This window comes from Oceanobacillus sp. Castelsardo, from assembly GCF_001659985.1.
Classification (GTDB): Bacteria; Bacillota; Bacilli; order Bacillales; family Amphibacillaceae; genus Oceanobacillus.
Genome location: NZ_LYCS01000002.1, coordinates 224,425 through 249,926 on the forward strand (window position 1 = coordinate 224,425; position 25,502 = coordinate 249,926).

At 34.8% G+C, this 25,502-nt stretch carries 30 protein-coding genes and 1 riboswitch; of the genes, 5 read left to right on the forward strand and 25 right to left on the reverse strand.

All coding sequences use genetic code 11. The annotated features are described in order from the left end of the window. Positions 1 to 30 precede the first annotated feature (30 nt). From flgL to A9178_RS05355, 10 genes are all read right to left on the reverse strand, one after another. Complete coding sequence (gene flgL, locus A9178_RS05310; protein ID WP_068673080.1) at positions 31 to 897, reverse strand: flagellar hook-associated protein FlgL; 867 nt, start codon at positions 895 to 897, stop codon at positions 31 to 33. A gap of 11 nt (positions 898 to 908) precedes the next feature. After that, positions 909 to 2,375, reverse strand: coding sequence for a flagellar hook-associated protein FlgK (gene flgK, locus A9178_RS05315; protein ID WP_068673082.1), 1,467 nt, complete (start codon positions 2,373 to 2,375; stop codon positions 909 to 911). 21 nt (positions 2,376 to 2,396) lie between these two features. Then, positions 2,397 to 2,888: a flagellar protein FlgN gene (locus tag A9178_RS05320; protein WP_068673084.1), complete on the reverse strand. Its 492-nt coding sequence runs from the start codon at positions 2,886 to 2,888 to the stop codon at positions 2,397 to 2,399. Positions 2,889 to 2,923: 35 nt separating this feature from the next. Next, positions 2,924 to 3,187 (reverse strand): flagellar biosynthesis anti-sigma factor FlgM, encoded by a 264-nt coding sequence (gene flgM, locus A9178_RS05325; protein ID WP_068673086.1) that lies wholly within the window; start codon positions 3,185 to 3,187, stop codon positions 2,924 to 2,926. An 82-nt stretch (positions 3,188 to 3,269) separates the two neighbouring features. After that, entirely contained in the window at positions 3,270 to 3,695 is a 426-nt protein-coding gene (locus A9178_RS05330; protein WP_068673088.1) for a TIGR03826 family flagellar region protein, read from the reverse strand. 34 nt (positions 3,696 to 3,729) lie between these two features. Further along, entirely contained in the window at positions 3,730 to 4,410 is a 681-nt protein-coding gene (locus A9178_RS05335; protein ID WP_068673090.1) for a ComF family protein, read from the reverse strand. Continuing rightward, complete coding sequence (locus A9178_RS05340) at positions 4,407 to 5,528, reverse strand: ATP-dependent helicase ComFA (protein WP_369801952.1); 1,122 nt, start codon at positions 5,526 to 5,528, stop codon at positions 4,407 to 4,409. Before A9178_RS05340 ends, A9178_RS05335 begins: the two co-directional genes overlap by 4 nt. A gap of 469 nt (positions 5,529 to 5,997) precedes the next feature. Further along, on the reverse strand, positions 5,998 to 6,840 hold the full coding sequence (locus A9178_RS05345) for a DegV family protein (RefSeq protein WP_068673094.1): 843 nt from the start codon (positions 6,838 to 6,840) through the stop codon (positions 5,998 to 6,000). A 175-nt stretch (positions 6,841 to 7,015) separates the two neighbouring features. Then, entirely contained in the window at positions 7,016 to 7,708 is a 693-nt protein-coding gene (locus A9178_RS05350; protein WP_068673096.1) for a response regulator, read from the reverse strand. Positions 7,709 to 7,760: 52 nt separating this feature from the next. After that, entirely contained in the window at positions 7,761 to 8,906 is a 1,146-nt protein-coding gene (locus tag A9178_RS05355) for a sensor histidine kinase (protein WP_068673097.1), read from the reverse strand. A gap of 129 nt (positions 8,907 to 9,035) precedes the next feature. Here A9178_RS05355 and A9178_RS05360 point away from each other — a divergent pair, with 129 nt between their 5' ends. Further along, complete coding sequence (locus A9178_RS05360; protein ID WP_068673099.1) at positions 9,036 to 9,683, forward strand: YigZ family protein; 648 nt, start codon at positions 9,036 to 9,038, stop codon at positions 9,681 to 9,683. A 128-nt stretch (positions 9,684 to 9,811) separates the two neighbouring features. Here the strand turns inward: A9178_RS05360 and A9178_RS19120 are convergent, their stop codons facing one another. The 9 genes from A9178_RS19120 to A9178_RS05395 all read right to left on the reverse strand — a co-directional run bounded on the left by A9178_RS19120 (position 9,812) and on the right by A9178_RS05395 (position 14,944). Next, on the reverse strand, positions 9,812 to 9,961 hold the full coding sequence (locus tag A9178_RS19120; protein ID WP_197482155.1) for a hypothetical protein: 150 nt from the start codon (positions 9,959 to 9,961) through the stop codon (positions 9,812 to 9,814). A 249-nt stretch (positions 9,962 to 10,210) separates the two neighbouring features. Further along, entirely contained in the window at positions 10,211 to 10,693 is a 483-nt protein-coding gene (locus A9178_RS05365) for a VanZ family protein (protein ID WP_068673101.1), read from the reverse strand. An 85-nt stretch (positions 10,694 to 10,778) separates the two neighbouring features. After that, complete coding sequence (locus A9178_RS05370; protein ID WP_068673103.1) at positions 10,779 to 11,114, reverse strand: helix-turn-helix domain-containing protein; 336 nt, start codon at positions 11,112 to 11,114, stop codon at positions 10,779 to 10,781. A gap of 68 nt (positions 11,115 to 11,182) precedes the next feature. Beyond that, positions 11,183 to 11,320 (reverse strand): anti-repressor SinI family protein, encoded by a 138-nt coding sequence (locus A9178_RS18570; protein WP_082918099.1) that lies wholly within the window; start codon positions 11,318 to 11,320, stop codon positions 11,183 to 11,185. Between the two features lie 20 nt (positions 11,321 to 11,340). Further along, a riboswitch (cyclic di-GMP riboswitch) is annotated at positions 11,341 to 11,426 on the reverse strand. A 99-nt stretch (positions 11,427 to 11,525) separates the two neighbouring features. After that, positions 11,526 to 12,167, reverse strand: a complete 642-nt coding sequence (locus A9178_RS05375) for an LPXTG cell wall anchor domain-containing protein (RefSeq protein WP_068673105.1) — start codon at positions 12,165 to 12,167, stop codon at positions 11,526 to 11,528. 23 nt (positions 12,168 to 12,190) lie between these two features. Then, positions 12,191 to 12,772 (reverse strand): signal peptidase I SipW, encoded by a 582-nt coding sequence (sipW, locus tag A9178_RS05380; RefSeq protein WP_068673107.1) that lies wholly within the window; start codon positions 12,770 to 12,772, stop codon positions 12,191 to 12,193. 2 nt (positions 12,773 to 12,774) lie between these two features. Beyond that, positions 12,775 to 13,581: an amyloid fiber anchoring/assembly protein TapA gene (tapA, locus tag A9178_RS05385; RefSeq protein WP_068673109.1), complete on the reverse strand. Its 807-nt coding sequence runs from the start codon at positions 13,579 to 13,581 to the stop codon at positions 12,775 to 12,777. A 130-nt stretch (positions 13,582 to 13,711) separates the two neighbouring features. Then, positions 13,712 to 14,269: a TasA family protein gene (locus tag A9178_RS05390; protein WP_068673111.1), complete on the reverse strand. Its 558-nt coding sequence runs from the start codon at positions 14,267 to 14,269 to the stop codon at positions 13,712 to 13,714. A gap of 72 nt (positions 14,270 to 14,341) precedes the next feature. Beyond that, entirely contained in the window at positions 14,342 to 14,944 is a 603-nt protein-coding gene (locus A9178_RS05395) for a CalY family protein (RefSeq protein ID WP_068673113.1), read from the reverse strand. Between the two features lie 474 nt (positions 14,945 to 15,418). On the opposite strand from A9178_RS05395, the gene A9178_RS05400 reads away from it, so the two are divergent. The 3 genes from A9178_RS05400 to A9178_RS05410 all read left to right on the forward strand — a co-directional run bounded on the left by A9178_RS05400 (position 15,419) and on the right by A9178_RS05410 (position 19,307). Continuing rightward, the gene (locus A9178_RS05400; RefSeq protein WP_068673114.1) at positions 15,419 to 16,015 is read left to right on the forward strand and encodes a class D sortase; all 597 of its coding nucleotides are present in this window, start codon (positions 15,419 to 15,421) and stop codon (positions 16,013 to 16,015) included. A gap of 245 nt (positions 16,016 to 16,260) precedes the next feature. Further along, a complete protein-coding gene (locus A9178_RS05405) occupies positions 16,261 to 17,199 on the forward strand; it encodes an LCP family glycopolymer transferase (protein WP_068673116.1) in 939 nt (312 codons plus the stop codon). 104 nt (positions 17,200 to 17,303) lie between these two features. After that, a complete protein-coding gene (locus A9178_RS05410; protein ID WP_068673118.1) occupies positions 17,304 to 19,307 on the forward strand; it encodes a penicillin-binding transpeptidase domain-containing protein in 2,004 nt (667 codons plus the stop codon). Positions 19,308 to 19,358: 51 nt separating this feature from the next. Here A9178_RS05410 and A9178_RS05415 read toward each other — a convergent pair whose 3' ends face one another. The 4 genes from A9178_RS05415 to A9178_RS05430 form a co-directional block, all read right to left on the reverse strand. Further along, complete coding sequence (locus A9178_RS05415; RefSeq protein WP_068673120.1) at positions 19,359 to 19,814, reverse strand: IDEAL domain-containing protein; 456 nt, start codon at positions 19,812 to 19,814, stop codon at positions 19,359 to 19,361. Positions 19,815 to 20,180: 366 nt separating this feature from the next. Next, on the reverse strand, positions 20,181 to 21,221 hold the full coding sequence (locus A9178_RS05420) for a hypothetical protein (RefSeq protein WP_068673122.1): 1,041 nt from the start codon (positions 21,219 to 21,221) through the stop codon (positions 20,181 to 20,183). 332 nt (positions 21,222 to 21,553) lie between these two features. After that, entirely contained in the window at positions 21,554 to 21,736 is a 183-nt protein-coding gene (locus A9178_RS05425) for a cold-shock protein (protein ID WP_068673124.1), read from the reverse strand. Between the two features lie 93 nt (positions 21,737 to 21,829). Beyond that, entirely contained in the window at positions 21,830 to 22,705 is an 876-nt protein-coding gene (locus A9178_RS05430; protein ID WP_068673126.1) for a LysR family transcriptional regulator, read from the reverse strand. A gap of 115 nt (positions 22,706 to 22,820) precedes the next feature. Between A9178_RS05430 and A9178_RS05435 the strand changes: the two genes are divergently transcribed. Continuing rightward, the gene (locus tag A9178_RS05435; protein ID WP_068673128.1) at positions 22,821 to 23,846 is read left to right on the forward strand and encodes a YeiH family protein; all 1,026 of its coding nucleotides are present in this window, start codon (positions 22,821 to 22,823) and stop codon (positions 23,844 to 23,846) included. 40 nt (positions 23,847 to 23,886) lie between these two features. Here the strand turns inward: A9178_RS05435 and A9178_RS05440 are convergent, their stop codons facing one another. Both A9178_RS05440 and A9178_RS05445 read right to left on the reverse strand, forming a co-directional pair. Beyond that, a complete protein-coding gene (locus tag A9178_RS05440; RefSeq protein ID WP_068673130.1) occupies positions 23,887 to 24,624 on the reverse strand; it encodes a Cof-type HAD-IIB family hydrolase in 738 nt (245 codons plus the stop codon). 407 nt (positions 24,625 to 25,031) lie between these two features. Beyond that, on the reverse strand, positions 25,032 to 25,490 hold the full coding sequence (locus tag A9178_RS05445) for a chemotaxis protein CheW (protein WP_068673132.1): 459 nt from the start codon (positions 25,488 to 25,490) through the stop codon (positions 25,032 to 25,034). Positions 25,491 to 25,502 lie beyond the last annotated feature (12 nt).

A 25,502-nucleotide genomic window follows, 5' to 3' on the forward strand; every position in this document is an offset into this window, starting at 1 on the left:
CACCCTCCATGAAGGTAGGACCTTTTATTATTATCTTAAAAAGTCAAGTAATGTTGGTTGAATAATTCGTGCCCCAGCAGAAAGCGCAGCACGGTGAATACTCTCCTGTGTGATTAATTCAGTAATCGTTTTGGCATAGTCTACATCCTCATTATTAGACATCGTTTTCGTAGCTATAGTTTCTTGCTCATTCAAACGGTTCTCTACTAATTCTAAACGATTCATTCGTGCACCTAAATCTGCTCTAGCATTAATAATTTTATCTATACCTGTGGAGATTTCTCCAATACTATTATTAATTCCATTAGTGTCATCACTATTTAGTTGGTTAACAAATGTATCCAATGTATTAACCAATCCTTCAAAAACATCCTGTCCATTTACACTAGCGGTTAACGTTGTTCCTTTAGAGACCTCTATTTCAACCGGTACATAAGTATCAAAGTCCGCACCATTTTCCTTCACAAGCGGTGCATCCGTATGGGAACCATTAAAAATATATTTATCATTTACTTGTGTATTCGCAATTTCAATGATATGTTCCTTTAATTGCGCCACTTCTTGTGCAATACTTTTGCGTTCATCTTCATCATATGTTCCATTACTAGCCTGGACCGCTAATTCTCTTACACGTTGCATCGCTTGGGTTGCCTTATCAAGAGCAGCGTCAGAATTATCGTACCAGTTATGTAATTCATTGGTATTCCGTTGGTATTGTTTCACCTGAAGAACCTCGGAACGATAACCCATCCCTTTCATAGCAACAACAGGATCATCAGACGGTCTTGTAATTTTTTTACCCGTACTTAGCTGATTCATATATTTTTCCATTTTGGAATTACTGTTTGATAAATTATGAAGCAAACTGTTCGAAATCATTCCTTGTGTAACACGCATGCTTCATTCACCTACCTTCCTACTAAGCCCATACTATTAATAATTCGATCAAGCATTTCATCTACGGTTGTCATGCTTCGAGCTGCTGCATTATATGCATGTTGGAACTGAAGCATATTTGTCAGTTCTTCATCTAAGGATACAGCACTAACTGACATACGCTGATTTTCCACCTGTGATTTTAAAATATTGGTATTGTCCGTCATTCTTTTTGCATGCTCTGCAATAACCCCTAGATCACCAATAACTGATTCATAGAAACCCATCATCGAAGAATCATCTAAATCTGTTAATGGTTCATGCAATAAATCAGCTAAATCAAGTGCATTTTGCCCGTTACCTGATTCACTTCCTGCATTGATTTTTGTCGGATCATCTAAAACTACTTTAATGGCACCCGCTGCTCCGTTTTGATCGGTAATGGCGTCATCAAACCCGAAAAAATCATCTCCATGTTGGTTATTGAATGCTCCGGCAAATTCATAAGCCATCTTATCTAGTTTGGATAGGATTGTAGGATAATCTCCTTCTGCACTTTGTCCATCCATTGTATATCCGAGCGATTCAATCAAACCACTTAGAGAACCTTTTGATGATAGAAGCTGATCCATTGAAATAGCTGTGTCTCCCACTTTTATTTGTGAAACTACTTCCAAGTTATTTACTTCAGAATAAAGACCCGTTTCCGAAAAAGTATTCACTGTGTCCGTTTCGCCATCAATTAAAGTCACAATCGGATTTCCTGTATCATCCACAATGGATACAGTCGCAACTCCATCACCGTTATTTTGTTTATCGTACGACACTTGAATCGGAACAATTTTCGATAATTCATCTAATAATACGTCCCGTTTATCATATAAGTCATTTGCGGTATATCCGTTCGTTTCTAAATTCCTTACTTCCTTATTGATTTTATTAATTTCCACAAGCATGGTATTCGCATCTTTTAATGTGACTTCAAGCTGATTCTTTAAATCACCACGAATTTTATTTAAGGAATCTGACATATAATTAAACGTACCTGCAAGTGCCTTTCCACGTTGAAGAACAACAGATCTTGCCCCAGCATTTTCCGGGTTAACCGATAAATCCTGTAAAGACTGCCAAAATTGATTCATCGATGCAGACAATCCAGTATCAGAAGGTTCATTTAATATATTCTCCATCCGCGCTAATGCTTCATTCCTTGTTTCATAGTAACCAAATTTACTGTTCTCTCCACGGAATTGAATGTCTAAAAATTGGTTTCTTATACGTTGAATCGAACCAGCTTTTACCCCTGTCCCAATTTGTCCTGGTAATTCTTGTCGGTTTCTAGATGCACTTGGGAATGGGCTCGTTGTTTCAAAGTTTACACGTTGTCTCGTGTATCCTTCCGTATTGGCATTTGCAATATTATGTCCAGTTGTGTGAAGTGCAGATTGTTGTGTAAATATGGCGTTTTTTGCCATTTCTAACCCACGAAATGTACTCATTGTCTTCTCCTCTTTACCTTATTATGCTTGTGAATCGAAAATCGACCGATTGTAAGATTTCATTTCTTGCTTTTGCTTTCCGTAGTTCAAATTGGAAATAGACGGATTTAGTAAGTCCAACGATAATTGTACGAATTGTAATGATTGATCGATTAATGTTTGATTTAATGATTCTTGTTGTTTTAATTTCATCATATAATCCGTTAATTGTTCTGATGCTTTGGTAATCTCTACTTTTTCCGATTCATTTTCAAGAGTTTCTAATATAGTTGTGATTGTTGCATCACTCGTAGGAAGGCCTTGTATAGAAAACCATTTTTCCACTTCTTGCTGTCTTTTTCCTTCCATTTGTTCTAATAGTCGGATTTGCTTCCGTTCTTTTACTATCAGTTGTTGCAATTTATCTATCGTTCCTGCTTTTACTAATTCTGTTTTTTGTTCAGAAATAGAAAGTAATTCTTTGTGCAAATCAATAAGTTTAAATAATGATTGAATGATAGGTTTTATGGACAAAATAAGTCCTCCTTTTGAACACGAATCTATACCCCTTATTTAATTGACCAAAATTCAATCATCTTCTTTGCTGTTTTTTCTGGGTCTACTTGATATTCCCCAGATTGAACTAAATTTTTAATTGATTGAACATATTCCGCGCGTTTTTCATTTGGTCTTTCACTTTCTTGTAATTGCTTCGCTTCTTTCGATATTTCAATTTGATCTTGTTTATTAACTTCCCGTTTAACTTCCGCTTGTTTCTTTAAAATATTTTTATAGGGATTAAAATTTGTCTGATTTGAACCATTTATTCTCAAAATCCTTCACCCTTTCTCCCATAAACATCTCTATTATATATTATCGGCATATTCATGGAAAAATAAAGATTTACGTACAGATTTATTTTCTATTTTTCTTATCTAACGTATAATACGTATTCGCAACAGAACTTGTTTTTTTGTACCTTTCTGCTTTCATTTCCAGTTCTTCTTCTCTTTTTAAATCTTTTATAATGGATTCCTGGCAATCTTGACAGAGTTTACCAGACGTTATACCCGTTCCACAAGTTTCACATGGATATGATAAATTAGGAAATTTGGATAATAATAAGCGTTTCTCTCTAATAAATTTTGTAATATACCAATCTTCAATTCCTGTAGCATCTATTATATCCGTCCTCGTTGCCTTACGATTATTCTGATTAAGTAAAAATGAATACACCGCTTGAAAAGCTCTTTCTTCTTCTGTATAACAATCTTGACAAATATCCCGGAGTGCCTTGACATAGACGGCTCCACAGCGGGAACAATTAGCTAGTTCTGCCATCTTGATACCCTCTTTTCTCGTATACTGAAACAACTTATCCCCGTACCAATGTTAACGCATAAACACTTGGACAACCATGTTCCATTAATAGTCGAGCAGCATGGCGTAAAGTTGTTCCTGTTGTATATATATCATCGACCAATAAGACTGGTTTGTTAATAGTTTCTGTTATAAAAAAAGGACTTCCCGTTAAAATTCTCTCCTTACGAGACTTTTTCGACTGTTTTTCACCATGTAATCTCGTTAAAAGTTCCTTTGTTTCTAACGGTAAAAAATCAGCTATCATTTTCGCTTGATTAAACCCTCTCTCTAACAATCGTTCTTCACTCAATGGAATGGGAACGACTAACCCTTCCTTCTTTAAAAAAGAAAACTTTTCTCGAAATGCTTCCATTACATAATTTTCAAAGATGTAACCTAAATAATAATCCCCACGATACTTCCATTTTGCAATAACTTCTTTCATAAATGGATTATAGGAAAAAATAGAATAGTTGAATAAAAAGGACCCATTTTCCTTTTGTTTTTCCCACCATTGGCAGTCCGTGCATCTTTTTTCATTCGTATTTCTACTACAGCGGTCACACCGATTCCCCTGAATCCATTCTAAATCAAACTTACACTCGGGACATAAGATCTCTGCTTTTTCCAACATCATTAAATTGGCCCAACTTAATTGTAAAATTATTTCCGTGTCACACCATGCACAATTCATGTTTCAAATCCTCCACGTTTATTCATTTTATTAATAGAGGCAATTGCTCTTTCCATTGCTTCCGTCTTCCCATCATGAAAGAAAATTACTTCTCCATTTGGGTCATCTGCACTCCTTCCCGCTCGACCAGCAATTTGGACTAAAGCAGCTTCATCAAAAACAACGTGGCCTGCATCAATTATTGCCACATCCACAGAAGGAAACGTCACTCCTCTTTCTAGAATGGTCGTTGTAACCATGACAGTTATTTTTTTCTGTCTAAACTGGATTACTTTCTCTTCTCGATCTATGTCTTCCGCATGAACGGAGGTGAGCATTTTTTCTGATGAAATTATATTTTCCTTTTTTAAAATACTAGCAAGCGAATCTTTCATTTTTTCGGCTAATTTAATAGTAGGGACGAAGATTAAAAGCTGACGTTTGCTATTTTCTCTTTTTGACAGCCATTTATAAAATGCTTTTGGAAACCGATATTCATCTAGGTCTTTTTTTAGAGAAAAACAGATTCTTGTTGTTGGGATTGGTAAAGGATGCCCATGAAACCGGACAGGAACAAATGTATGTGGAAGCGACTGTTTCATTATCCGTCTTTGATGGTCCTTTCTAGGGGTTGCGGTTAAATAAATCATCGTACTATCTTGTTTTTTTGCTCGATTAGCGGAGAACGGGAGGGAAGGATCTTTATTGAAAGGGAAGGCATCAATTTCATCAATAATGATTACATCAAACGCATGTTGAAAACGAAGTAACTGGTGGGTTGTTGCAATAATTAACTGTGCGCTTGCATCCTTTGTTTCGCTCCCACCATATAATGCTTGAACTGGGACTTCTTCAAATGCTTTTTGCAATCTTGGATAAAGTTCACGGACGACATCAGCTCTCGGCGTAGCAATACAGATGCGTTTTCCTTGTTGGAGGGTCTCCGTTATTGCCGGGAATATCATCTCCGTTTTTCCAGCTCCGCATACCGCCCAAATCAGGTATTCTTTTTCACCATTCCGAATCGCTTGAACCATATGATTGGATGCCTGTTGTTGCCCTTGTGTCAATGTTCCATCCCATGAACAAGGTTGCTCATACGTAGGCCAGTTTGGAGGTGGTCCCCCCCATGTATACAAGGGCTCACATTCCGTCACTCGTCCCATCTGAATACATTTTCTACAATATAAATGTATCCCATTACAAATAGAGCAAGGGATCTTTGCAAATAAAGATTTCTTTTCATTGCCACACCGTAAACACTGATGGGTAAATACTTTATTTATGATGGATTGCTGAGGTATTAAATATTGATGTTCGAGGAAGTGTTGAAATGTAGGTTTATCTAGGGGAATTTCTTTTCGTAATAAAATTCTACCTGAAAAGCCCTTGGATAGATCTTCTAATTGAGTAGAAGTTATTATTTCCATTAATAAATTCACTCACTTTCTTATAAGATAATATGTTTACTGAAGGATATTGCTTAGAAAACTTGGCATTCGCCAAGCCTTTGGGTGAATGCCTTAGTTGCACTTATGTAGACGGGAAAGTTTTTCTTTCCTTACTGCCAAAATAAGGAAACAGAAAAAACCTGCTTCCCCATTTTATTTATTTCACATACCAAGCAACACCAATTGCACCTTCGCCAAGATGGGTACCGATAACAGGTCCAAAATAGCTAATAATGGTATCCATGTTTGGATATTTTTCTAAAAAAGAATCTCTAAGATCCTTAGCTGCCTGTTCATCATTTCCATGAATAAATGTAACTTTTAATTCTTTTCCTGTTGCCGCTACTTCATCAAGCATTCCCATGATTCGATTAATTGCTTTTTTACGGGTTCGAATTTTTTCGAATGGAACGATGACCTTATCTTCAAAGTGAAGAATAGGTTTAATTTGTAAGAGCCCACCTACTAAAGCTTGAGCACTACTTAGACGCCCACCTCGTTGTAAGTTTGTTAAATCGTCGACCATAAAATAAGCACGTAATGTTTGTTTCATTTCATCTAAACGGGCGATAATTTCTTTAGCCGAAATACCACTTTTTGCCATTTGGGCAGCTTCTAATACATAAAACCCTTGTGCCATCGCACTAATTTCTGAATCATACGCGTAGACATCTATTCCCTCTACCATTTCTCCTGCACTAATTACCGATTGATACGTCCCACTTATTCCGCTAGAAAGGTGTATAGAGACAACCGCATCATAATCTTTTGCCAATTTTTCTAATGTCTCGGTCACATATCCGATTGAAGGTTGAGATGTAGTTGGTAAATATCCTACTTCTTTAAGTTTTTTATAAAATTCATTAGTAGAAATATCGATTTCTTCTTGATATATTTCCTCTCCGAAAACAACGCTGAGTGGTACCATATATATATTCTCTTGTTTCCGGATTTCAGCTGGTATGTATGCTGTACTATCAGTCATAACAGCTACCTTCATAAACAATCTTCTCCTTATTAAGAATTAAGCTTCTTGAGCAATATTTTACATGATTCCATGAAAAAAAGCATTAATATACTAAGTGTTTCTTAGAAAACTTGCTTATCCTTACTTATCCTGCCACAAAAAATACCCTAATACAATTGTACTAGGGTATCCGCCCGTATATAATCTATCAGATAACCTCTACCCATCCTTTTCGGATAGCAGAGACTACTGCTTGTGTACGGTCATTACAATTCATTTTTTGTAAAATATTACTTACATGGTTTTTGACTGTTTTTTCACTTATATACAATGTTTCCGCTACTGCACGATTGCTTTTCCCATCAGCTAGTAATTGTAAAACTTGGCATTCACGTTTAGTTAATAGATGAAGTGGTTTACGATATTCGATACCTCTGTCATTTACAGAAGGTCTATTTTCTTTTGCAAGTCTACGATATTCTAACACTAGATTATGAGTTACTTTCGGATGTAGATAAGAACCACCTTCACTAACTACTTTGATTGCTTCGATTAAGGCATCTGCATCCATTTCTTTTAATAGATAACCTAAAGCACCTGTTTTCAATGCATGTGTTACATAATTTTCATCATCGTGAATGGATAGAATGATTACCTTGGAATTTGGAAAATAACGAACTAAGTCAGCTGTAGCTTCTACACCATTTGTATTCGGCATGTTGATATCCATCAAAACAATATCAGGGTTATTTTCTTTTACTAATTTCGTTGCTTCCGAACCATCACTACCTTCTGCAACTACTTCAAAACTAGGTTCAAATTCTAAAATACGTTTGACCCCTTCACGAAATAATTTATGATCATCTATTAGTACAATTCGAATATTTCTTTCCTCGCTCATTCTATTCTCCTCCATCTATATATCTATTACGTTTTATTGCTTTGTATCTTAATCATAACACGGATTCGTTATACGGGGCCTGAATAGTAACAACAGTCCCTCTCCCTATCTCTGATTGGATAGACAATTTACCTTGAAGGTTTTCCACTCTTTCCTTCATTCCGATTAATCCAAAGGACTGTTCTTTTTTACGTTCTGTATCAAATCCTTTTCCATCATCCTTAATTATTAAGGTTAGATAGTTTGTACCTATTTCCAACTTTACTTGAATAGCAGATGCCTCTGCATGTTTGATTGCATTTTGTAGCGCTTCTTGCATCAATCGAAAAAAAGCTATTTCATATTTAGAGTTTAGGCGTTTTTCCGTTCCCATCATAATAAAATCAATATGTATATTGTTGTATTCGCTTGTAGTTGATATATATTTTTTTATAGTTGGGACCAGCCCTAAATCATCTAATGCCATTGGCCTTAAATCATAAATAATTCTTCTTACCTCAACAAGCGAAGAGCGAATCATCCCGCGAATACTTTTCATTTCGTCCATTGCTTTGGTAACCTCACCTTGGAGATAAATTCTTTCAATTATCTCCGAACGCAATAAAATATTCGCTAAACTTTGTGCTGGACCATCATGGATTTCACGAGAAATTTTTCGACGTTCTTCCTCCTGCGCCTCAATGATCTTTAAGCCAAACTTTTGTTTTTCCTTTGCATCTTCAATCACTTCATTTACTTGTTTAAAATCTTCTTGTAAGTAATTTAAGATTACTGTGATTTTACTAGCTAAGCCTTCCGCTCTTTCCATCGTACTTGATAATTTCACTAGTCTTCTTTCAATATCATCACGTTTTTCCCGAAGATTTTTTTCCTCTCTACGAAGAATCGTTAATTTCGTCTGCATTCGATGAGTAGTCTCATAAACTTGACGAATTTCATTTTCAGAATGTTGGTCAAAAAATTTACTTACTTCTGCTAAACGTTGTCTGGAAAAACGAACTTTCACCTCTAGTTGGTCGCCTTTTTCAATATAATGAATTACCTTTTCTTTTATTTCTTTCAACTCTAATTGAAGGCGTTCATATTCGGAACGGGCCCATTCACTAATATCAAAAATTTCATCTTTACTGTGAACAACAACATTAATCATCTCATCAATCACATGATCTAAAGCATTGTCTCCAAATTTCTTTGACATCGGTTCCCACCAACCTATGATATAATTATACGTAAATACCCACTGCTTTGATAGGGTTAACTATAAAATTCTAGGAATTTCTACCCCTACATATTAAAATTATTACCCATATAGGAGGATTTAATATTCATGTTATCAACCTATTATACCGTAAAACCTGAAGGAAATGACCAAATAATCATACAAAAATCACGATTTATTGGGTATGTACGTCGAGTAAAGACCGAAGACGAGGCACAAACGTTTATTCAAGAAATAAAGAAAAAACATTATGATGCCACCCATAATTGTTCAGCTTATATCATTGGAGAACATGATGAAATTCAAAAGGCGAATGATGATGGGGAACCAAGTGGAACTGCAGGAGTACCGATTCTTGAAGTATTAAAAAAACAAGGTTTAAAAGACACCGCAATTGTTGTTACAAGATATTTCGGTGGAATTAAACTTGGTGCTGGTGGATTAATTCGCGCTTACGGAAGTACAACTTCACAGGCAATTAAAACAACAGGAATTGTAAAAAGACAATTAATGAAAGGTTTTTCTATTACAGTAGACTATGGTTTACTAGGAAAACTAGAAAACGTACTACGGAATTCTGAGCATATTTTAGAAACAATTAATTACTTAGAAAATGTAGAATTTATCGTTTTTGTGGAGGATGGGCAAGAAACAACATTCACTGAATGGATCATTGATTTAACAAACGACCAAGCTGAAATAACGGAACTAGATCCAAAATATATTGAAATTGACGTAGAATCAACATCCGAATAAACCTTTAGAAAACTTGGCATTCGCCAAGCCTTTGGTGAATGGCTTAGTTGCACTTATGCAGGAAAAGAGAGTTTATACTTTCTTTTCTGCAAAAAAAAGAAAAGCTCACCAACGTAGCTTTTCTTTTTTTAGATTTGTGTATTTCCACTTAATTGTTGATTACTCGTTAATTCTTTTACTATCTTCTGAATTAACTCCTCAGCTGATTTAATCTTCTGACTTTCTGTTTCATCTATTAATTTCTTTAACATTCGCTTATATAATTCTTGTTCCCCCATTAAACGGTCCCGCCTTTTGTTCAAATTTATCGCTTAAATCTAGATGAATAGACATATTTCATTTTACATTGTGTCGATATTTATTATTTTTTAAGAAAAAATAACGTACATAGGGTATCTTACTATATATCTACAATTTATTCTATAGATTTCTTATTATTTTCAATAAATTGTTTCTTATTATTAGAAAACCGGCATTCACAAGCCTTTGGTGAATGCTTAGTTGTACTTATGAAGATTAGAAAGTTTTTATGCTTTCCTTATCTTCCTAAAAATAACAATACATATCACTGCAACAATTGCTCCAAACACATCTATGAATACATCTCCAATATATGGTGTGCGATTTGGCGTTATACCTTGGTGGATTTCATCTACGATAGCATATGCAGAAGTTAATAAAAATGAAATTAAAATAGCCTGTATTTTTGGGATACGGGTCGTCCTTTTAATAGCAATATAAAAAAGGCATGTTAACAGGAAGAAAACGGTAAAATGTGCCCCCTTACGTATAAAAAATTCGATAAATCCTGCAACACCTAATGTTTCCACACTTACAACGGATTGATGATAAGTAAAAGAAATCCAAGAAAGAGCGGGTTCCAAAAAGGATAAATCAATGAGGTTTCCTAAAAACGGTCTCATATCTTGTTTTTCATAAGGGGTAGAAGATGAATAATATATAATTCCCATCCATCCCAAGGTCAAAATCCAGTACCAATATTTACGCATATGTCACCTTACTTCTTCTTTCTATAATTATTTCTCACACTAAAAAACCGTTAAAGCAGAATGCCAAACGGTCTACTAATCATATTTATGATTCGTTACTCTTTCTCCATTTATTGAATTCCAAGTATTCCCTAAATTGCTCTTTCGTTACTCCGGAATCCATTGCCTCACGAACGATATCTAACCATTCGTTATCTAACGTTTCATACTCTACACTTTGATTTGTTTCATCATTTAATAATTCATTTACGGTTACGCCTAACACTTCGCTAATCTTTTCTATAAACTGGATGGACGGATTGGATTGTAGGTTCCGTTCAATGGAACTTAAATAAGACTTAGCAACCCCAGCTCGCTCGGCTAATTCTGAAATTGACATTTTTTTCTCTTTGCGCAATTGTTTGATTTTTTCACCGATCAAGTCTTCTCACCTACTTTCATTGGGGATTATACCATAAAACAGGTGAGGTGTTCTATTTTCTAGCAAAATTACTTTGTGAATTTTATTTGTCCTTGTCTTAATAAAAATGCACGTATTTCCTCTTTCGTCATCCCCATATCCTTTGCCTGTTTTATCAATTGAATCCAACCATTGTCTAGCGCCACACTTTTTACTAACTCGCTCATCTCGTTTCCCCCATTTTAAATCAGGTAATCCAGCCGTCATAGCATAAAAAGCGTTAGACCTGTGACTTTGCGCCCTTACCTTTCAATAAGTTTGCCATTTTTCTGACGTCCATTTTTATCTGAGTCCATTATACTATTTCTAAACGCCCTTTTGTGTGGCTAGTTTTGTCGAGTTTTTTCTAGTTTTGTAGAGTGAGAAAATTTGCTAAGCCTTTGACCTTTTATTATATAAAACGAGTAAACCAACTATGCTACCAACGGTTATAAGTAACATGCCAATTAATAAAAAAGCAAACATGTTCGTAGCAGTGTTTGGTAAAATACCCCCATCTGTACTATTACCGCTATCAATTGTCCCTGTTACTGATTCTACACCACTTTCTTCAGTGTCTTCAGCTTCTGCAGTGTAATAAATAGTGAATTTAGCATCTAAACCTTGAAATTCATTTCCTAGATGCTCAGGAAATCGAACAGTATATTCTAATTCTTCTTCCTCATTCGGTGAGAGAACGCGCAGAGGAAATCCAGTGAACTCGGATAGTTTTCCGTTATAAAGCTCCTCATTGCCGTCCCAAACCTCTAGCAATAATTCATTATACAGTTTTAACGATTCACTATTTGGCTTAACGGAAGTAGTGTATTCAAATCCAACCTCTCCATTATTCCTAATTGTAGTAGTTCGCGGCGCCCAATCTCCTGGTTTCATGTTGCTTACATCAAACAACTCTTTTGCCGGTAGAACTTCAATAGATAACTTTTCTTCAGCTAAAACAGTCGTCCAATTCATTAATGTAATGATTATTAAGCTTATTATCAATATGAATAATGTTTTTCTCCGGAATTTCATAATCATCTTCCTCTTTAAGTAAATTAGGAATTCGTTGCATCAGTTGGAGTTTTCTTATGATCATCCAATTCTCTTAGTGCTCTCCATATTATTAAAATAGAATAACCTAACATTAAGAATCCAGGTATAATCAAGAAAGCAATACTACCATTTGGTGACTGAGCAAAACTTGAAATATATCCGAGGTATGGAATTGTAAATCCTTGATAAACAGCTACCACATTCTCTGCAAGTACTGGATTCGTATCAGGGGCATTGTTATTATCCCCTTTCGTTGTATAAAAGACATTGTCGCCACTATTGTTAACATCGATTACTCTGTGCGTCACTAACATATCATCCGATTCCATAAATGTAATGACATCACCATTCCCCAATTCCTTGCGTTCATCGCCTTCTACTGGTGTGACAGCAATAACAGAGCCAGTTTGGATTTCAGGCTCCATAGAACCAGATAAAACCGTTTTCAATTGATAACCAAGGATTTCAGGTTCTCCGCCTGAGGCTTTGTTTATAACCACTAATGCCGCCACTGCAAAAAGAACAATCATTAACACACTTGATATGATTCGATTAACCCATTTAAATAACGCTTTCTTTTTCATTATTATGCCCCTTCCTTGTTTTCTTGCTTTGGATTAGATTCTATTTCCGGCTTCATTTCCTCTTCTTTTTGTTTCTCTTCTTCTACAGGCTTCTGCTCTTGTACAGATCTCTGTTCAACAGGTTTCCCTGGGCTTTGTTCGGGTTCAGCACTTTTCTCTGGCTTTTCTTCCTTCACCTGTTTTTCTTGTTGTTTAGGTTCCACGGATTTCGTTTCATCCTCTTTCTTAACCTGTTCGTCTATATTTTCTATAACCTTTTCACTAGGTTCTTTGTTAACATTATTATTTTCTTCGGTTTTCTGTTCTGAGTTCGTTACTTTTTCATTATTCGGATTACATTCAACATTAAATTTTTTACTCTCCACTTTTATATCTTTTTCATCCACTATAAAGACATATTTGCCAGTCTTATTTGCTTCATAACTAACTTTTGCAGATTCTTCACTTTTTAGTGCATTAATTCGTCCTTCTCCTACTTTTTCACCTTTCACGGGATTTCCATTTTCAACATAAAATACATCAAATTTAACATTTTCCTCCATATCACCAGGTCCCGTATTCTTTACAGTAGTTTCAATACTACATGTTCTGTGTGGATTTCCACTCATATCAAATTGAAGCTCGTATTGCCCTTTTAACCAATCTGAAGCTTCAATACTTCCCTTTGGTGCAACCTTACTAGAAAAAACTGCAGAAGTAGTTGAAGTGAAGTAAGTTGCGGAAAAGAGTAACAAATACCAAATCATTGCAATTTTTGCTATCAACCAAAAACCCCGATATTTAGATTTAAACTTTTTTAAACGGCTCATCCTCACAAACTATCTCCGCCCTTTTAATGAAATCCTTTTTATGCTTCTGTAATTATGTGTAGTTCTAAAAACATTAAAGAATTAACATGCTTAGGACTACACATAAAATAGTCCTATAGAATGAACAATTTTATTTTTCCTTAATGACTTGCTTTGCCTCAAAAGTCCAATTCAAATCCATCACATTTCCTTGATAATCATTTTGGCTTTCCTTCGTCTGTATAAATTTAAACTTTACAAATACTTCAACATCCTGACTATCCTCTGGAAATTTATTTAATAAAACTTTTGCATTTTTCGCTCCTTTTAAATCATCTAAAGTGACCTTTTTGTCAGATGTAATTTTCTCTTCTCCATCAACCGTTAACGACACGACCTCTATCTGACTACCAAAATCAGCCTTACCGTCAACTGTATGGTTCGATATTAAAGTTACCTCTCCAATTTCTAAAGTTCCATTGTTAGACAGGTTAAATTTATAATCGAATACATCACCCGGTTGTTTATTTTTAAACTCAAACAGAACGCCGTCATCTATATTTGTCACACCCAAATCTAATGTTCCCGACATGATTTCGTTCTGCGTATCTACACTATCGGTAAAATAGGCAACAGTTCCTCCACTAATCAATGCCATCCCAACTAAACCTGTCGCCATCCCCATCATGATATGTTTTTTAAAACTCATGGGATCCCCTCCGTTTGTTAAAATATGTATAATATGGAAGACGAGATTAACTCGTCTTCCGTTTTAAGAATATTATTTTGCTGTACCTCTTGTTTGCTTCGCATCAAACGTCCATTCAAGTTTTAAAGAATCTCCTTGGAAGACGTTTTGGTCTTTTTTATTATCAACAAACTCAAACTTCACCTGCAAATCATCATTAGAATTTGCTTTTAGGCCATCATTTTCCCCACCTAGTATCCAACCTAATAGATCCCTATCAACGACATCCGTTTCACTTAATTCTTTCAAAGTAGTTTCATGAACTACCTCAGTTTTCTTATCTTTATTTATTAGAAACTTAACTTTAATATGTTCACCAAAATCGGCACCAGCATTATCCCCTTTGGCATCTGTTGTTGTGTATTTTGATGTTAATAATACCTTTGATACATCTAAACTACCTGTATTGTTCAGTTTAAAGTTACGTGTCATTGTATCACCAGGTTTTAAATTATTAACATCAATTATTGCATTAGCAGTGTCGTTTCCTTTAACGTTAATATCTAATGTTCCTGCTGCAAAGGAACTATTATTTACTTCCGAATCACTAAAATATGCAAACGTTCCCCCACCAACTAATGAAATTCCTAGTGCTGCTGTTGCGATTCCCATTCCAATTTTCTTTTTAAGACTCATTTTTCAATTCCCCCTATTTTTTAATTAAATTTTCTAATACAAAAAAATTCCACAGTTTACTAAAAAACGATAGCGCCTTTTTCTCAATCACTCTTACAGTAATAGATAAGTAATCTAAATGCCGATGCTGTCCCCCTTCCTAATATGTATATATTGAATCAGTCGCGTTCTTTTTAAAAACCCTTTTGTTTCTTATTAAGAACGTTATGTTTGCAGTATAGGACATTATCCTCAGAAAGAAAAACACCAAAATCACCCATTTATACGTTATAATGAACAATTATCTTTAATTTACTGCCTATTACTTTAATTTACTTATAGTTTTAAAAAAACTAAAAATTAATTTTACATTATAAAGAACGTTTAATTAAAACCTTCCTTTAAAAAGGTCTGATAACAAACATCACTTTACTTCTTCCATATTCTTCAAACCCCGTTTATAATAAAGCTAATACTAAAGAGGAGTTTGATCCTATGCGTATATTTTCTATGTTGCTCATAACAGCAGGAATTGTCTTTCTCGGTTTTGGCGGCTATCAATGGTATGCCACTGAAACCGCACAAAAGAATAGTTTAGCGGAAGCGAAAGAAATCATAAAAGACTCTACTAAAGAAACTCAATCGAATGAAGAAGCTACAATCGACGGTTCTAATTTTTCTCCATCCACTGGTGAAACAGCTGGAATCCTACATATTCCAAAACTGGAATCCGATCTTCCTATAGTAGAAGGAACGGATGAGGACGAGTTGGAAAAAGGTGTTGGTCATTATAAAGGAACTGCTTACCCAACACAAGGGGAACAAATTGTATTATCAGGCCATCGTGATACGGTATTCAGACGAATGGGAGAGCTAGAATTAGGAGATATATTAACCGTAAAACTTCCTTATGGTGAATTTTCATACGAGATAGTAGATACTAAAATTGTAAGTGCGGATGATCGAACGATTATTAAACCACAAGGGAAAGAGGTTTTAACCCTTACAACATGCTATCCTTTTAACTTTATTGGAAGTGCTCCGGATCGTTATATTATAACTGCATTACCTGTAGAAAATGGGGACAATTAAATTGTCCCTATTTTTTTTGGGATTTTATAAAACATTCTTCCTGCATCAATGGCATTCACTGAAAAGAATTGCTGAACTCTTATTTTCTAATGGTTATTTTTTCATTTTATATTTGCGGCTAATCCACATAACCTAAAATATAGGAAAAATTTCATAGACGAGTTTCGACAATTCGGTTATAATTTATACAGGATTTTTAAACATATGCCATAATTTTACAATTAAAAATAAAGAGGAGAATTCGAGTGGATTCTAGAAAAAGTAATCGTAAAAATAACAAAAAAAGAAGATGGCTTTATTGGGTAGGAGGAATTTTTCTCGCCTTAATACTCGCGGTTGTCGGTTTTGGGTTTTACGTATGGAATGAGCTTGGAAATACAGTTGAAACTATGCACACCCCTTTAGAAAGAGAAGATGGCCGCTACAAGGAAACAGAAGGCCGGTTTAAACAAAAGGAAAGTATCAATGCGTTGCTACTTGGTGTAGATGAGCGTGCTGGTGATAGAGGGCGTTCGGATACGATGATCCTATTATCATTAAATCCGAATACGAATACGATGGAGATGTTAAGTATTCCAAGGGACACTTATGTTAATATTCCGGGCCGTGGTATGGATAAAATTAACCACGCTTATGCATTTGGTGGACCTGAGTTATCCGTACAAACGGTGGAAGAAACATTTGATATTCCGATTCATGTGTATGGTCGTATCAATATGGAAGGTTTCATTGAAGGTATAGATGCAATAGGCGGTGTAACCGTTAATAATACATTTGCTTTCAAACAAGGCGGCTATAGTTTTCCTGAGGGAGAAATCCATTTAGATGGAAAAAAAGCGCTTGAATATACTCGAATGAGAAAGAATGACCCGCGAGGTGACTTCGGACGTAATGATCGTCAAAGACAAGTTATTGCAGCTGCAATTGATGAAGCGGCAGACTTTTCAAGCATTACTAAATTTGGGGATATTTTAGAAATAGTTGGATCCAATGTTCAAACCGATTTAGATATGAAAAAAATTCAAACATTGTTCTCTGATTATCTTGGAACTAGAAAAAATATGGAAACCTTACAGATTAAAGGTAGTGGACAAAAAATGAATGGGGTATATTATTACGTTGTACCTGATTCAGAGTTTAGTCGAATAAATACAGAAATAACTAATCACATGGAAGCAAAGTAAAAAGTTAAAGTCACCTGTTTTTCCTTAAACAGTGTGGCTTTTCTTATTTGGAAGAAATCGGTTTAATGTTATAATGTTAGAAGATATTTATGGGGGGTCACATAATGAAAAAAAGAATAGTTATGTTATTTATTCTCATCTTTCTTGTTGCTTGCTCCGATGATCGCGTTACACCAAATGAACGGTTCGATACTTTCGTAAGTAACTGGAATGAACAAAAGTATGAGGAATTGTACGATATGTTCGCTTCCGAGGCAAAATCCACTTTCTCACCAGAAGAATCTGTATTACGTAACGAGAAGTTATACAATGACGTTCAAGTCACAGATTTAAATGTATCTTTCAATCCAATTACCGAAGATGAATTAGAAACCGCTATGGACAAAGGGGTTGCGAAAATCCCCTTCCATGTAGAGATGGATACAATCGGTGGACCAATTCAGTTTAACTACAGAGCTACATTAAAACTGGAAGGCGAAGATGAAAATCAGAACTGGTATGTGGAATGGGATTCTGGCTTTATTTTTCCAGAATTAAAAAACGGTGGAGACCTTAGATATACGACAACTGAACCAAAACGCGGAGAAATTTTAGACAGAAATCAAATGCCTTTAGCATTAAATGATGACATTTATGAAATTGCTATTGTCCCTGAAAAACTAGGAGATACTGCGGATCAATCAAAAAAGGAAATTGCTAACCTCCTAGGTATTTCTGTGGAAAGTATTGACGGGAAACTAAATCAAAGTTGGGTGCAACCAGAATGGGCAGTACCCATTGCGAGAATTACGAAAGAAAATGAAAAAGTAAAAAATCAACTATTACAAATTAGTGGAATACAAATAAATACAGTTAGTGGACGAGTTTATCCTAGTGGTGAATCAACGGCTCATTTAACCGGATATTTAAGAACAGTCCGTGCCGAAGACTTTGAGGATTTTGATGAAAGTAAATATGCTGCGGATGACATGATTGGCGCTAGAGGCTTGGAAAGACTTTATGAAGAACAATTAAAAGGTGAGCCTGGTGCTACCATATATATAGAAAAAGAAAATGAAGAAAAAATAGTGCTAGCTGAAAAAGAAGTAGAGAATGGAAAAAATCTTAATCTCACCCTAGATATAAACTTACAAGATAAATTATACGATTCCTACAAAAAGGATGCAGGGACAGCTGCAGCAATTCATCCTAAAACTGGGGAAACATTAGCACTTGTTAGTAGCCCAAGTTTCGATCCGAATGAAGTGATGTATGGTACAACTGAAGGCTATATGGAAGATTTAGATAAAAATGAACAGTTACCATTAATTAATCGAATTGTTTCTACGTTTGCTCCCGGTTCTGTATTTAAACCTGTTACAGCATCAATTGGTTTAGAAAACGGGACTATTAAGCCTGATGAAGGATTTAAAATCAATGGCTTACAATGGGGCAAAGAATCATGGGGAGATTATAAAGTTACTCGCGTTTCTACTTCTAATGGACCAGTTGATTTAAAAGATGCATTAGTTCGCTCTGATAATATCTATTTTGCCATGCAGGCAATAGATATGGGGAAAGATAAATTTACAAAAGGGCTTCATAACTTTGGGTTTGGTGAAGATTTTCCATTAACTTACCCAGTAACCGGTTCTACTATTTCTAATAGCGGAGAAATCGATAATGAAGTGATGTTGGCTGATACAAGTTATGGTCAAGGACAAATTCAGATGACAGCTATTCACCTTGCTACAGCTTATACAACTTTCTTGAATGATGGAAATATGATAAAACCTATATTTTTCACTGATGAAGAGACAGGACAAGTCTGGAAGGAAGGCCTGATTACCAAAGAACAAGCAAGCATTATCCAAGATGCACTTAGAGCTGTTGTAACAAATGGTACTGCTAAAGATGCAAAAAACGATAAAGTTGCTATTTCTGGTAAAACTGGAACAGTGGAGTTAAAACAAACACTAGAGGAAAAAGGTGCAGAAAATAAATGGTTCGTTGCCTACCCTACCGACTCACAGGATATTTTGATTGCCATGATGGTGGAAAATAGCCATAAAGCAGAGACGGAAAGTCCTGTAATTAAAGTAAATAATCTTCTTATGAACTTGAAATAGTAACGATAAAAAGCTACTCCCAGGAGTAGCTTTTTATATTATGAGGCTGAATTAAAGATACTTAATAAGTTCATTAAATGCTTGTTCATTTCTTTCATCTAAGGCCTTGTCAATTAACCTTCTTACATTCATTTTCTCAAGTTCCTCCATTATGATTGCGCTTTCAAAACCATTTTCTACAATATCATTTTCATCATTTTCTTTATCATCATTTATATAATAGGAACTCGCAATAGAATGAAGCTGCTGTAAGAAATCCGGGAGAGTAATTAATTTTGCGAGAGTTAAGTATACTACCTCTTTCCCATTTTGAAATGCGAATTTAGCATCCACATTTTCAACCTTCTGAGTTCGTCGGTTAATACGGAACTCATTTGCCTCGATAGGGATAAATTGATAATCCTTTTCATTGATTACTACCGAAAAGTATTGATATGCTAAAACGATACGTACATACTCTTTATCCGTTTTTATATAATAAGGCTTAAGCATTTTTACACTAACCATCCAACTCACCAACCTCCCAATTTTTTCGATAAACCATATCTAAATTTTCTGTTAATTTATTTTACATCAAATTTTACAAATTATCAAGTGATACTTTTTAGAATATTTTGTCGATTAATCTTAAATGAAGAAAATTAGTATTCGCTAAGCTATAGGTAAATTATTTAGTTAGACCTAACGAGGTAAGGAAAACTTTCTTATCTTCTTAGAAAACTCGTCATTCGCCAAGCCTTCAGGCGAATGACCTAGTTGCACTTATGCAAATCTTTACGCTGGGGCGAGTAACCGGAGCCCCAGACGGGAAAGATTTTATACTTTCTTACCTACCAAAAAAACAGTACTCGATTGAGTACTGCGTTTCTCTTTTTATTGAATGACTTGTTTATTTATAAATTCAAATATTGCGTTCTTCTCTTCTTCAGTAAAGCTAAATTGCTTTTCGTATTTCTCACGATATTCTCCAGCTTTCTTTAATTCTTTAACCCCTTGTTTCATAAAAGATTTGTAGTGATTGTTGACTTTAGATATTTGTTCTTCATATTTTTCATCGGTTCCAGGCTTTACTGCTTCTTCATAAAGGTCAATAATTTCTTCTCCTTCACGTGTTGGGAAAAATTCATGTGGATCGGTACTATCAAACATGCAAAATTCCAGTTCAGGGACTAAGACCATATCTAAACTTCCTGGGTCGAAACTACAATGATATAGCTCCAAATCAAACCCATAATCTTCACATGCTTCGACTATTTTACGCATAAAGGTAGATTTACCCGTTCCTGCACGACCTTTTATATAGAAAACCTTTTTCATTTGCTCGATAATATGTGGTACTTCATTAACAACACCATCTGCAGTATTCGTTCCAAATAATCGATGATACGTTGTTGATACACGATTTCGTTCACTTTGATTTTCCATAATTCTTTGAATTAACTCTTTAGCAAGTTCATTCGCTCGATTAAAATCCATTTCATTAATAAAAATCGTTTCTAAATCATCATGAACAGTTAATCCTGTTTTAAATTTTTCGTATGCCTTTTCTGTAAAATAAGTTATTTTCTTTTCTAATTCCTTATTAAGCACTGGCTTATCTTTGATAAATAGGCTACAATCTATTTCTATCGCATTAAACGTTTTAATATCAGTTGTTGCCACTTGGTCACAAATAACAGCAAGTGATTTATCCCTAATGATAATACCATCTAAATACTTAGAACTAAGTGAACTTAATAACACTTCGATTTCATAGTTAGGCTGAAAAGAATCTATAACTTGTTGAATTAATCCTGTTTTCAAGGAATTCGACGGATGTTTAAGAATAATGATTTGTTTTATATTTTGAAGATTAGAAGAAACGTGATTGATTAAACCTTCTGCAGTATTTGCAGTTACGTAATATTTCTTCAAAAAGACACATCCTTTATTTATGTTTATAATAAAATATGATACGTATGGGCTATATGTGAATTTAGCCTATAAACAAGAGAAACCTCGGTTTTTTTGACCAAGGTTTCTCTAATAAAGTGGTTCTTCAATAAGCAGATCTTTCCACGTACTACTTATTGTTAGTAATAGAAACGAGCTTTTCTAGGCAACTCTCCCACTTGTGTCTACTTGTGTTAGTCCTGTCTTTTTGCTCTTGATTGGTATTGCTGCCCGTTAGAAACATAATAAAAAAGATGCCATACATGACACCGGTCGAAAACTTTATTCTGTTTCTGTTTTTACGATAGAGATACTTACTTTATTTCGGGAAGTACACGTACTTCTAGCTCCATATTGGATTGACAAAGTGGACATTCTGGCTCAGCTTGAAAGCTAAATGACTCTCGCATCCATCCTTGACATTCCTCACTAGTGCATGACCATACATTTGTTTCCACCTCTGGAACCGGTTCTTTCGGTCCACGTGAAAAAGCCATGAAAGCATCCCCTTTCCTGTTTCTGTTTCTATTATACACTTTATTATCTGACAAATAAAGGGCACCATAAATGTTGTATGTATAAGTACTAATTTAAGTGTAATTTTTAACTAATTCTTGAAATACTAATAGCGCCTTTGGTTGAAAAACTTGATCATTTTTAATGATTGAAAAATGACGTTTTATTGGTATCTCAGGTGCAGGGAGTTTCACAATGCGGTGTAACTCTAATTCCTTTTGAAATGTAAGTTGAGAAAGTAAACTAATACCTAGACCAGATTCTACACCTTCTTTAATTGTTTGTGTACTTCCAAGAGTTATTACCCTTTTTGGATGGATTTCATTAAATTTCAAAAAATCTTCTAGCATTCTTCGAGTACCTGAACCCTCCTCCCGAATAATCCACGTTTGATTTTCAAGTTCATTTTTCGTGAGCTTTTCTTTAAACTTAATTTCTTTACTACTACCAATTAGGTACATCTTGTCTGTAGCAAAAGTTTGAAGACTTATCTGATTATGTAAAAATTCTCCTTCGATTAAACCAATATCAATGTCACGTTGAAGAAGTTTTGACCCAATATCCTCTGTGTTCCCAATTGTTACATACGGGGTAATCGATGGGTACTGTTCTTGAAGTTTTGCTAATAATTTAGGTAAAAGATATTCACCAATGGTATAACTTGCACCGATTTGTATTTCCCCACTCGGCTCGCTTTTCATATCTGAGATAAGTAATTTCATTTGCTCATATTCTTTCACAATGGATTTCGCATAAAAATAAACCATTTCCCCAGCTTTATTTAACTCTACTGATTTATTCGTTCTTTCAATTAACTTGGCTCCTATCTCCTTTTCAAATGCGGATACATACTGACTAACAGCAGGTTGGGTCATATGAAGCGCTTCTGCTGCTCGAGTAAAATTCTTTCGTTCCGCTACTTCTATAAACACAATAAGATGCTGATCCATTTTTCTTCCCCTATCATAACTAAATCTTATCATTGTTATTATTATAATTTATTTTCCTTATAATAAAAAGGAATTTACAATAAAAGGAAGGAAGGGTTGAAAGGATAGGTGTAAAATGATGAATGAAGCTACAAGTAAGGAAAGATCTACAAGTAAAAAAAGATTTATCTTAGGAATTGGGTTTACATTTTTAATTGCCATTATCGGTTATTTACTTGCTCTTCTCCCAGTAATTAATCGTATTGGTCCTCTTGCCGCTGCCATTATTCTTGCCGTTGTCTATAGGCAAATTTGGGGCTACCCAGAATTCCTTCGTCCGGGAGTTCAATTTTCATCTAAATATTTATTACGTTTTGCAATTATTTTATATGGTCTTAAATTAAATATGGATGTCATTTTCCACGATGGACTTGGACTAATATTAAAGGGAGCCATCACAATTATTTTTGCTATTCTTGTCACAGTATTCTTGGCAAAGTTATTAAAGGCAGATCCACAAATCTCTCTTCTTTTAGGAATTGGTACGGGGATTTGCGGGGCGGCTGCCATTGCAGCTGTAGCTCCTATTCTTAAATCCAAAGATGAAGATACGGCAATTAGTGTGGGAATCATTGCATTAATTGGAACCGTGTTTTCCATCGTTTATACTCTACTATTACCATTTTTGCCGCTTTCAGATGTTCAATATGGAATTTGGTCAGGGATTAGTTTACATGAACTTGCTCATGTAGCTTTAGCGGCAGAGCCTGCCGGTGAAGATGCATTGGCCATTGCTTTATTAGCCAAATTAGGTCGTGTATTTTTACTCGTCCCTTTATGCTTTGTCATCATTTTTTGGAAAAATCGTCAAAACCGTTCTGAAAATGAAACGACAAAAGTGCCATTTCCATGGTTTTTATTAGGATTTATTGCTATGAGTTTAGTAGGTAGTTATGTATTAGGGGTATATATCCCAGTCTCTGAATCAATAATGGACTTTATAAGTATTGCTACAACATTTATTTTAACTTCAGCAATGGTTGGATTAGGATTAAATGTAAGCTTAAAAGATTTGAAATCAAAAGCATTAAAGCCTTTTTATGCGATGCTTTTGACTTCGATTCTGGTCTCTATCCTCATGTATTGGGTTTCAGGAATTTAACATAAAGAAAAAGACTTGCATGCACGCAAGTCTTTTTTCTTTATTGCAACACAAACTTCTCAATTGCTTTCGCTACTCCATCGTTATCATTTGTGTCTGTAATATGATTTGCCACTTTTTTAATCGCTTCTTGAGCATTGCCCATTGCTACACCAATTTTAGCTTCTTGAATCATTTTTATGTCATTTAAACTGTCTCCACATGCCATAACTTCATCCATTGTAATTCCAATTCTTTCACATAAAAAATGAAGAGCCTTTGCTTTACTTACGCCTTTTGGATTTGCTTCAATATTGGTTGGTAGTGAATTAGTTAATTCTAGATTATCGTAGTATGATAATTCTTTCACCATTTTATCCAATTTTTCTTTGTCCTCCGATTGGCATCCAAATTTTAACCATTCATGGTCATATAAATTATCCGGAGCATCCCCATAGTACACATCATCAGTAGATATAAGCCACATGTAGACCCCGATTTCCTTTCCAATGTTCCACATTCTATCAACCATTTCTGTTTCCAAAGTATGCTGATCAAGTAACTCTTTACCTACCGTATAAATTTGTCCACCATTTGCAGTAATAAGATATGACTGTAATTTTAATTCTTCCACATATGGATAAGCTGTTTTTAATGCTCGACCTGTACTTAAAACAACATGCACATCTTTTGCCAACGCTTCGGCAATCGCTTTTTTTGTTCTATCAGAAACCTCATGATTCGAAGTTAATAATGTCCCGTCCATATCTAATGCAATTAATTTTATATTATTATCCATTACAACATTCCTCCCTTAGATGCCCTAGATGCCATTTCTAATATGTATATGTTTACTATTTTATCAAAAGTTGCGACAAAATGATAAGAAATCCAATTGGCGACGAAAGATTTTAATGGTGGTTAGGCGCCTTTCCTCCATACAAGTGTGTGTAATACACTTGACAGCAATATGATAAGAACAGCTTAATATTAGCATTTCCCGGGAAATATGAGTCTTTTCACTGTTGAAATTTGTTTTTTTATGTCAATTAATATTTTTAGTGTCATATTGCTGACGAAATTGTAACTTTTCATAAAATCATAAGAATACTTGGCAATTATGTAGAACGACTGTTTTATAATTCCTCTCTAAGAAAAAAGAGTAATTTGAAAAGGTTCCACTGCCCTATCAAACTACTCTTTATTTTAATTGATTACTTCCTGTAGCTCGTTTGTTTCATCGAGATTGATAATCGTTTCTAAATCCAGAATGATTAAAAGGCCGTCTTCTAAATTTGCTACTCCGTTAACAAATGTATCTTTTACACCACCAACATAGGAAGGTGCTGGTTTAATTAATTTTTGTTCAATATCTTTTACTTCTGTTGCTGCATCGACGATTAAACCAATTTGCATTTCTTTTATTTGTACGACTAAAATTCTACTACTATCTGTATAGTCTTGTTGTTTCATCAATAATCTTTCTCTTAAATCAACTACTGGTGTCGTTTCCCCTCTTATATGAGTAACACCTTTAATAAATTCAGATGTTCTAGGTACTTCAGTTATTTCTTGAATTCGTTCGATGGAGATAATTTGTTGAACATCTACTCCAAATGATTGATTTTGAAGTTTAAAAATAATATATTTTGTCATCTCATCCATCTAATCACCTTC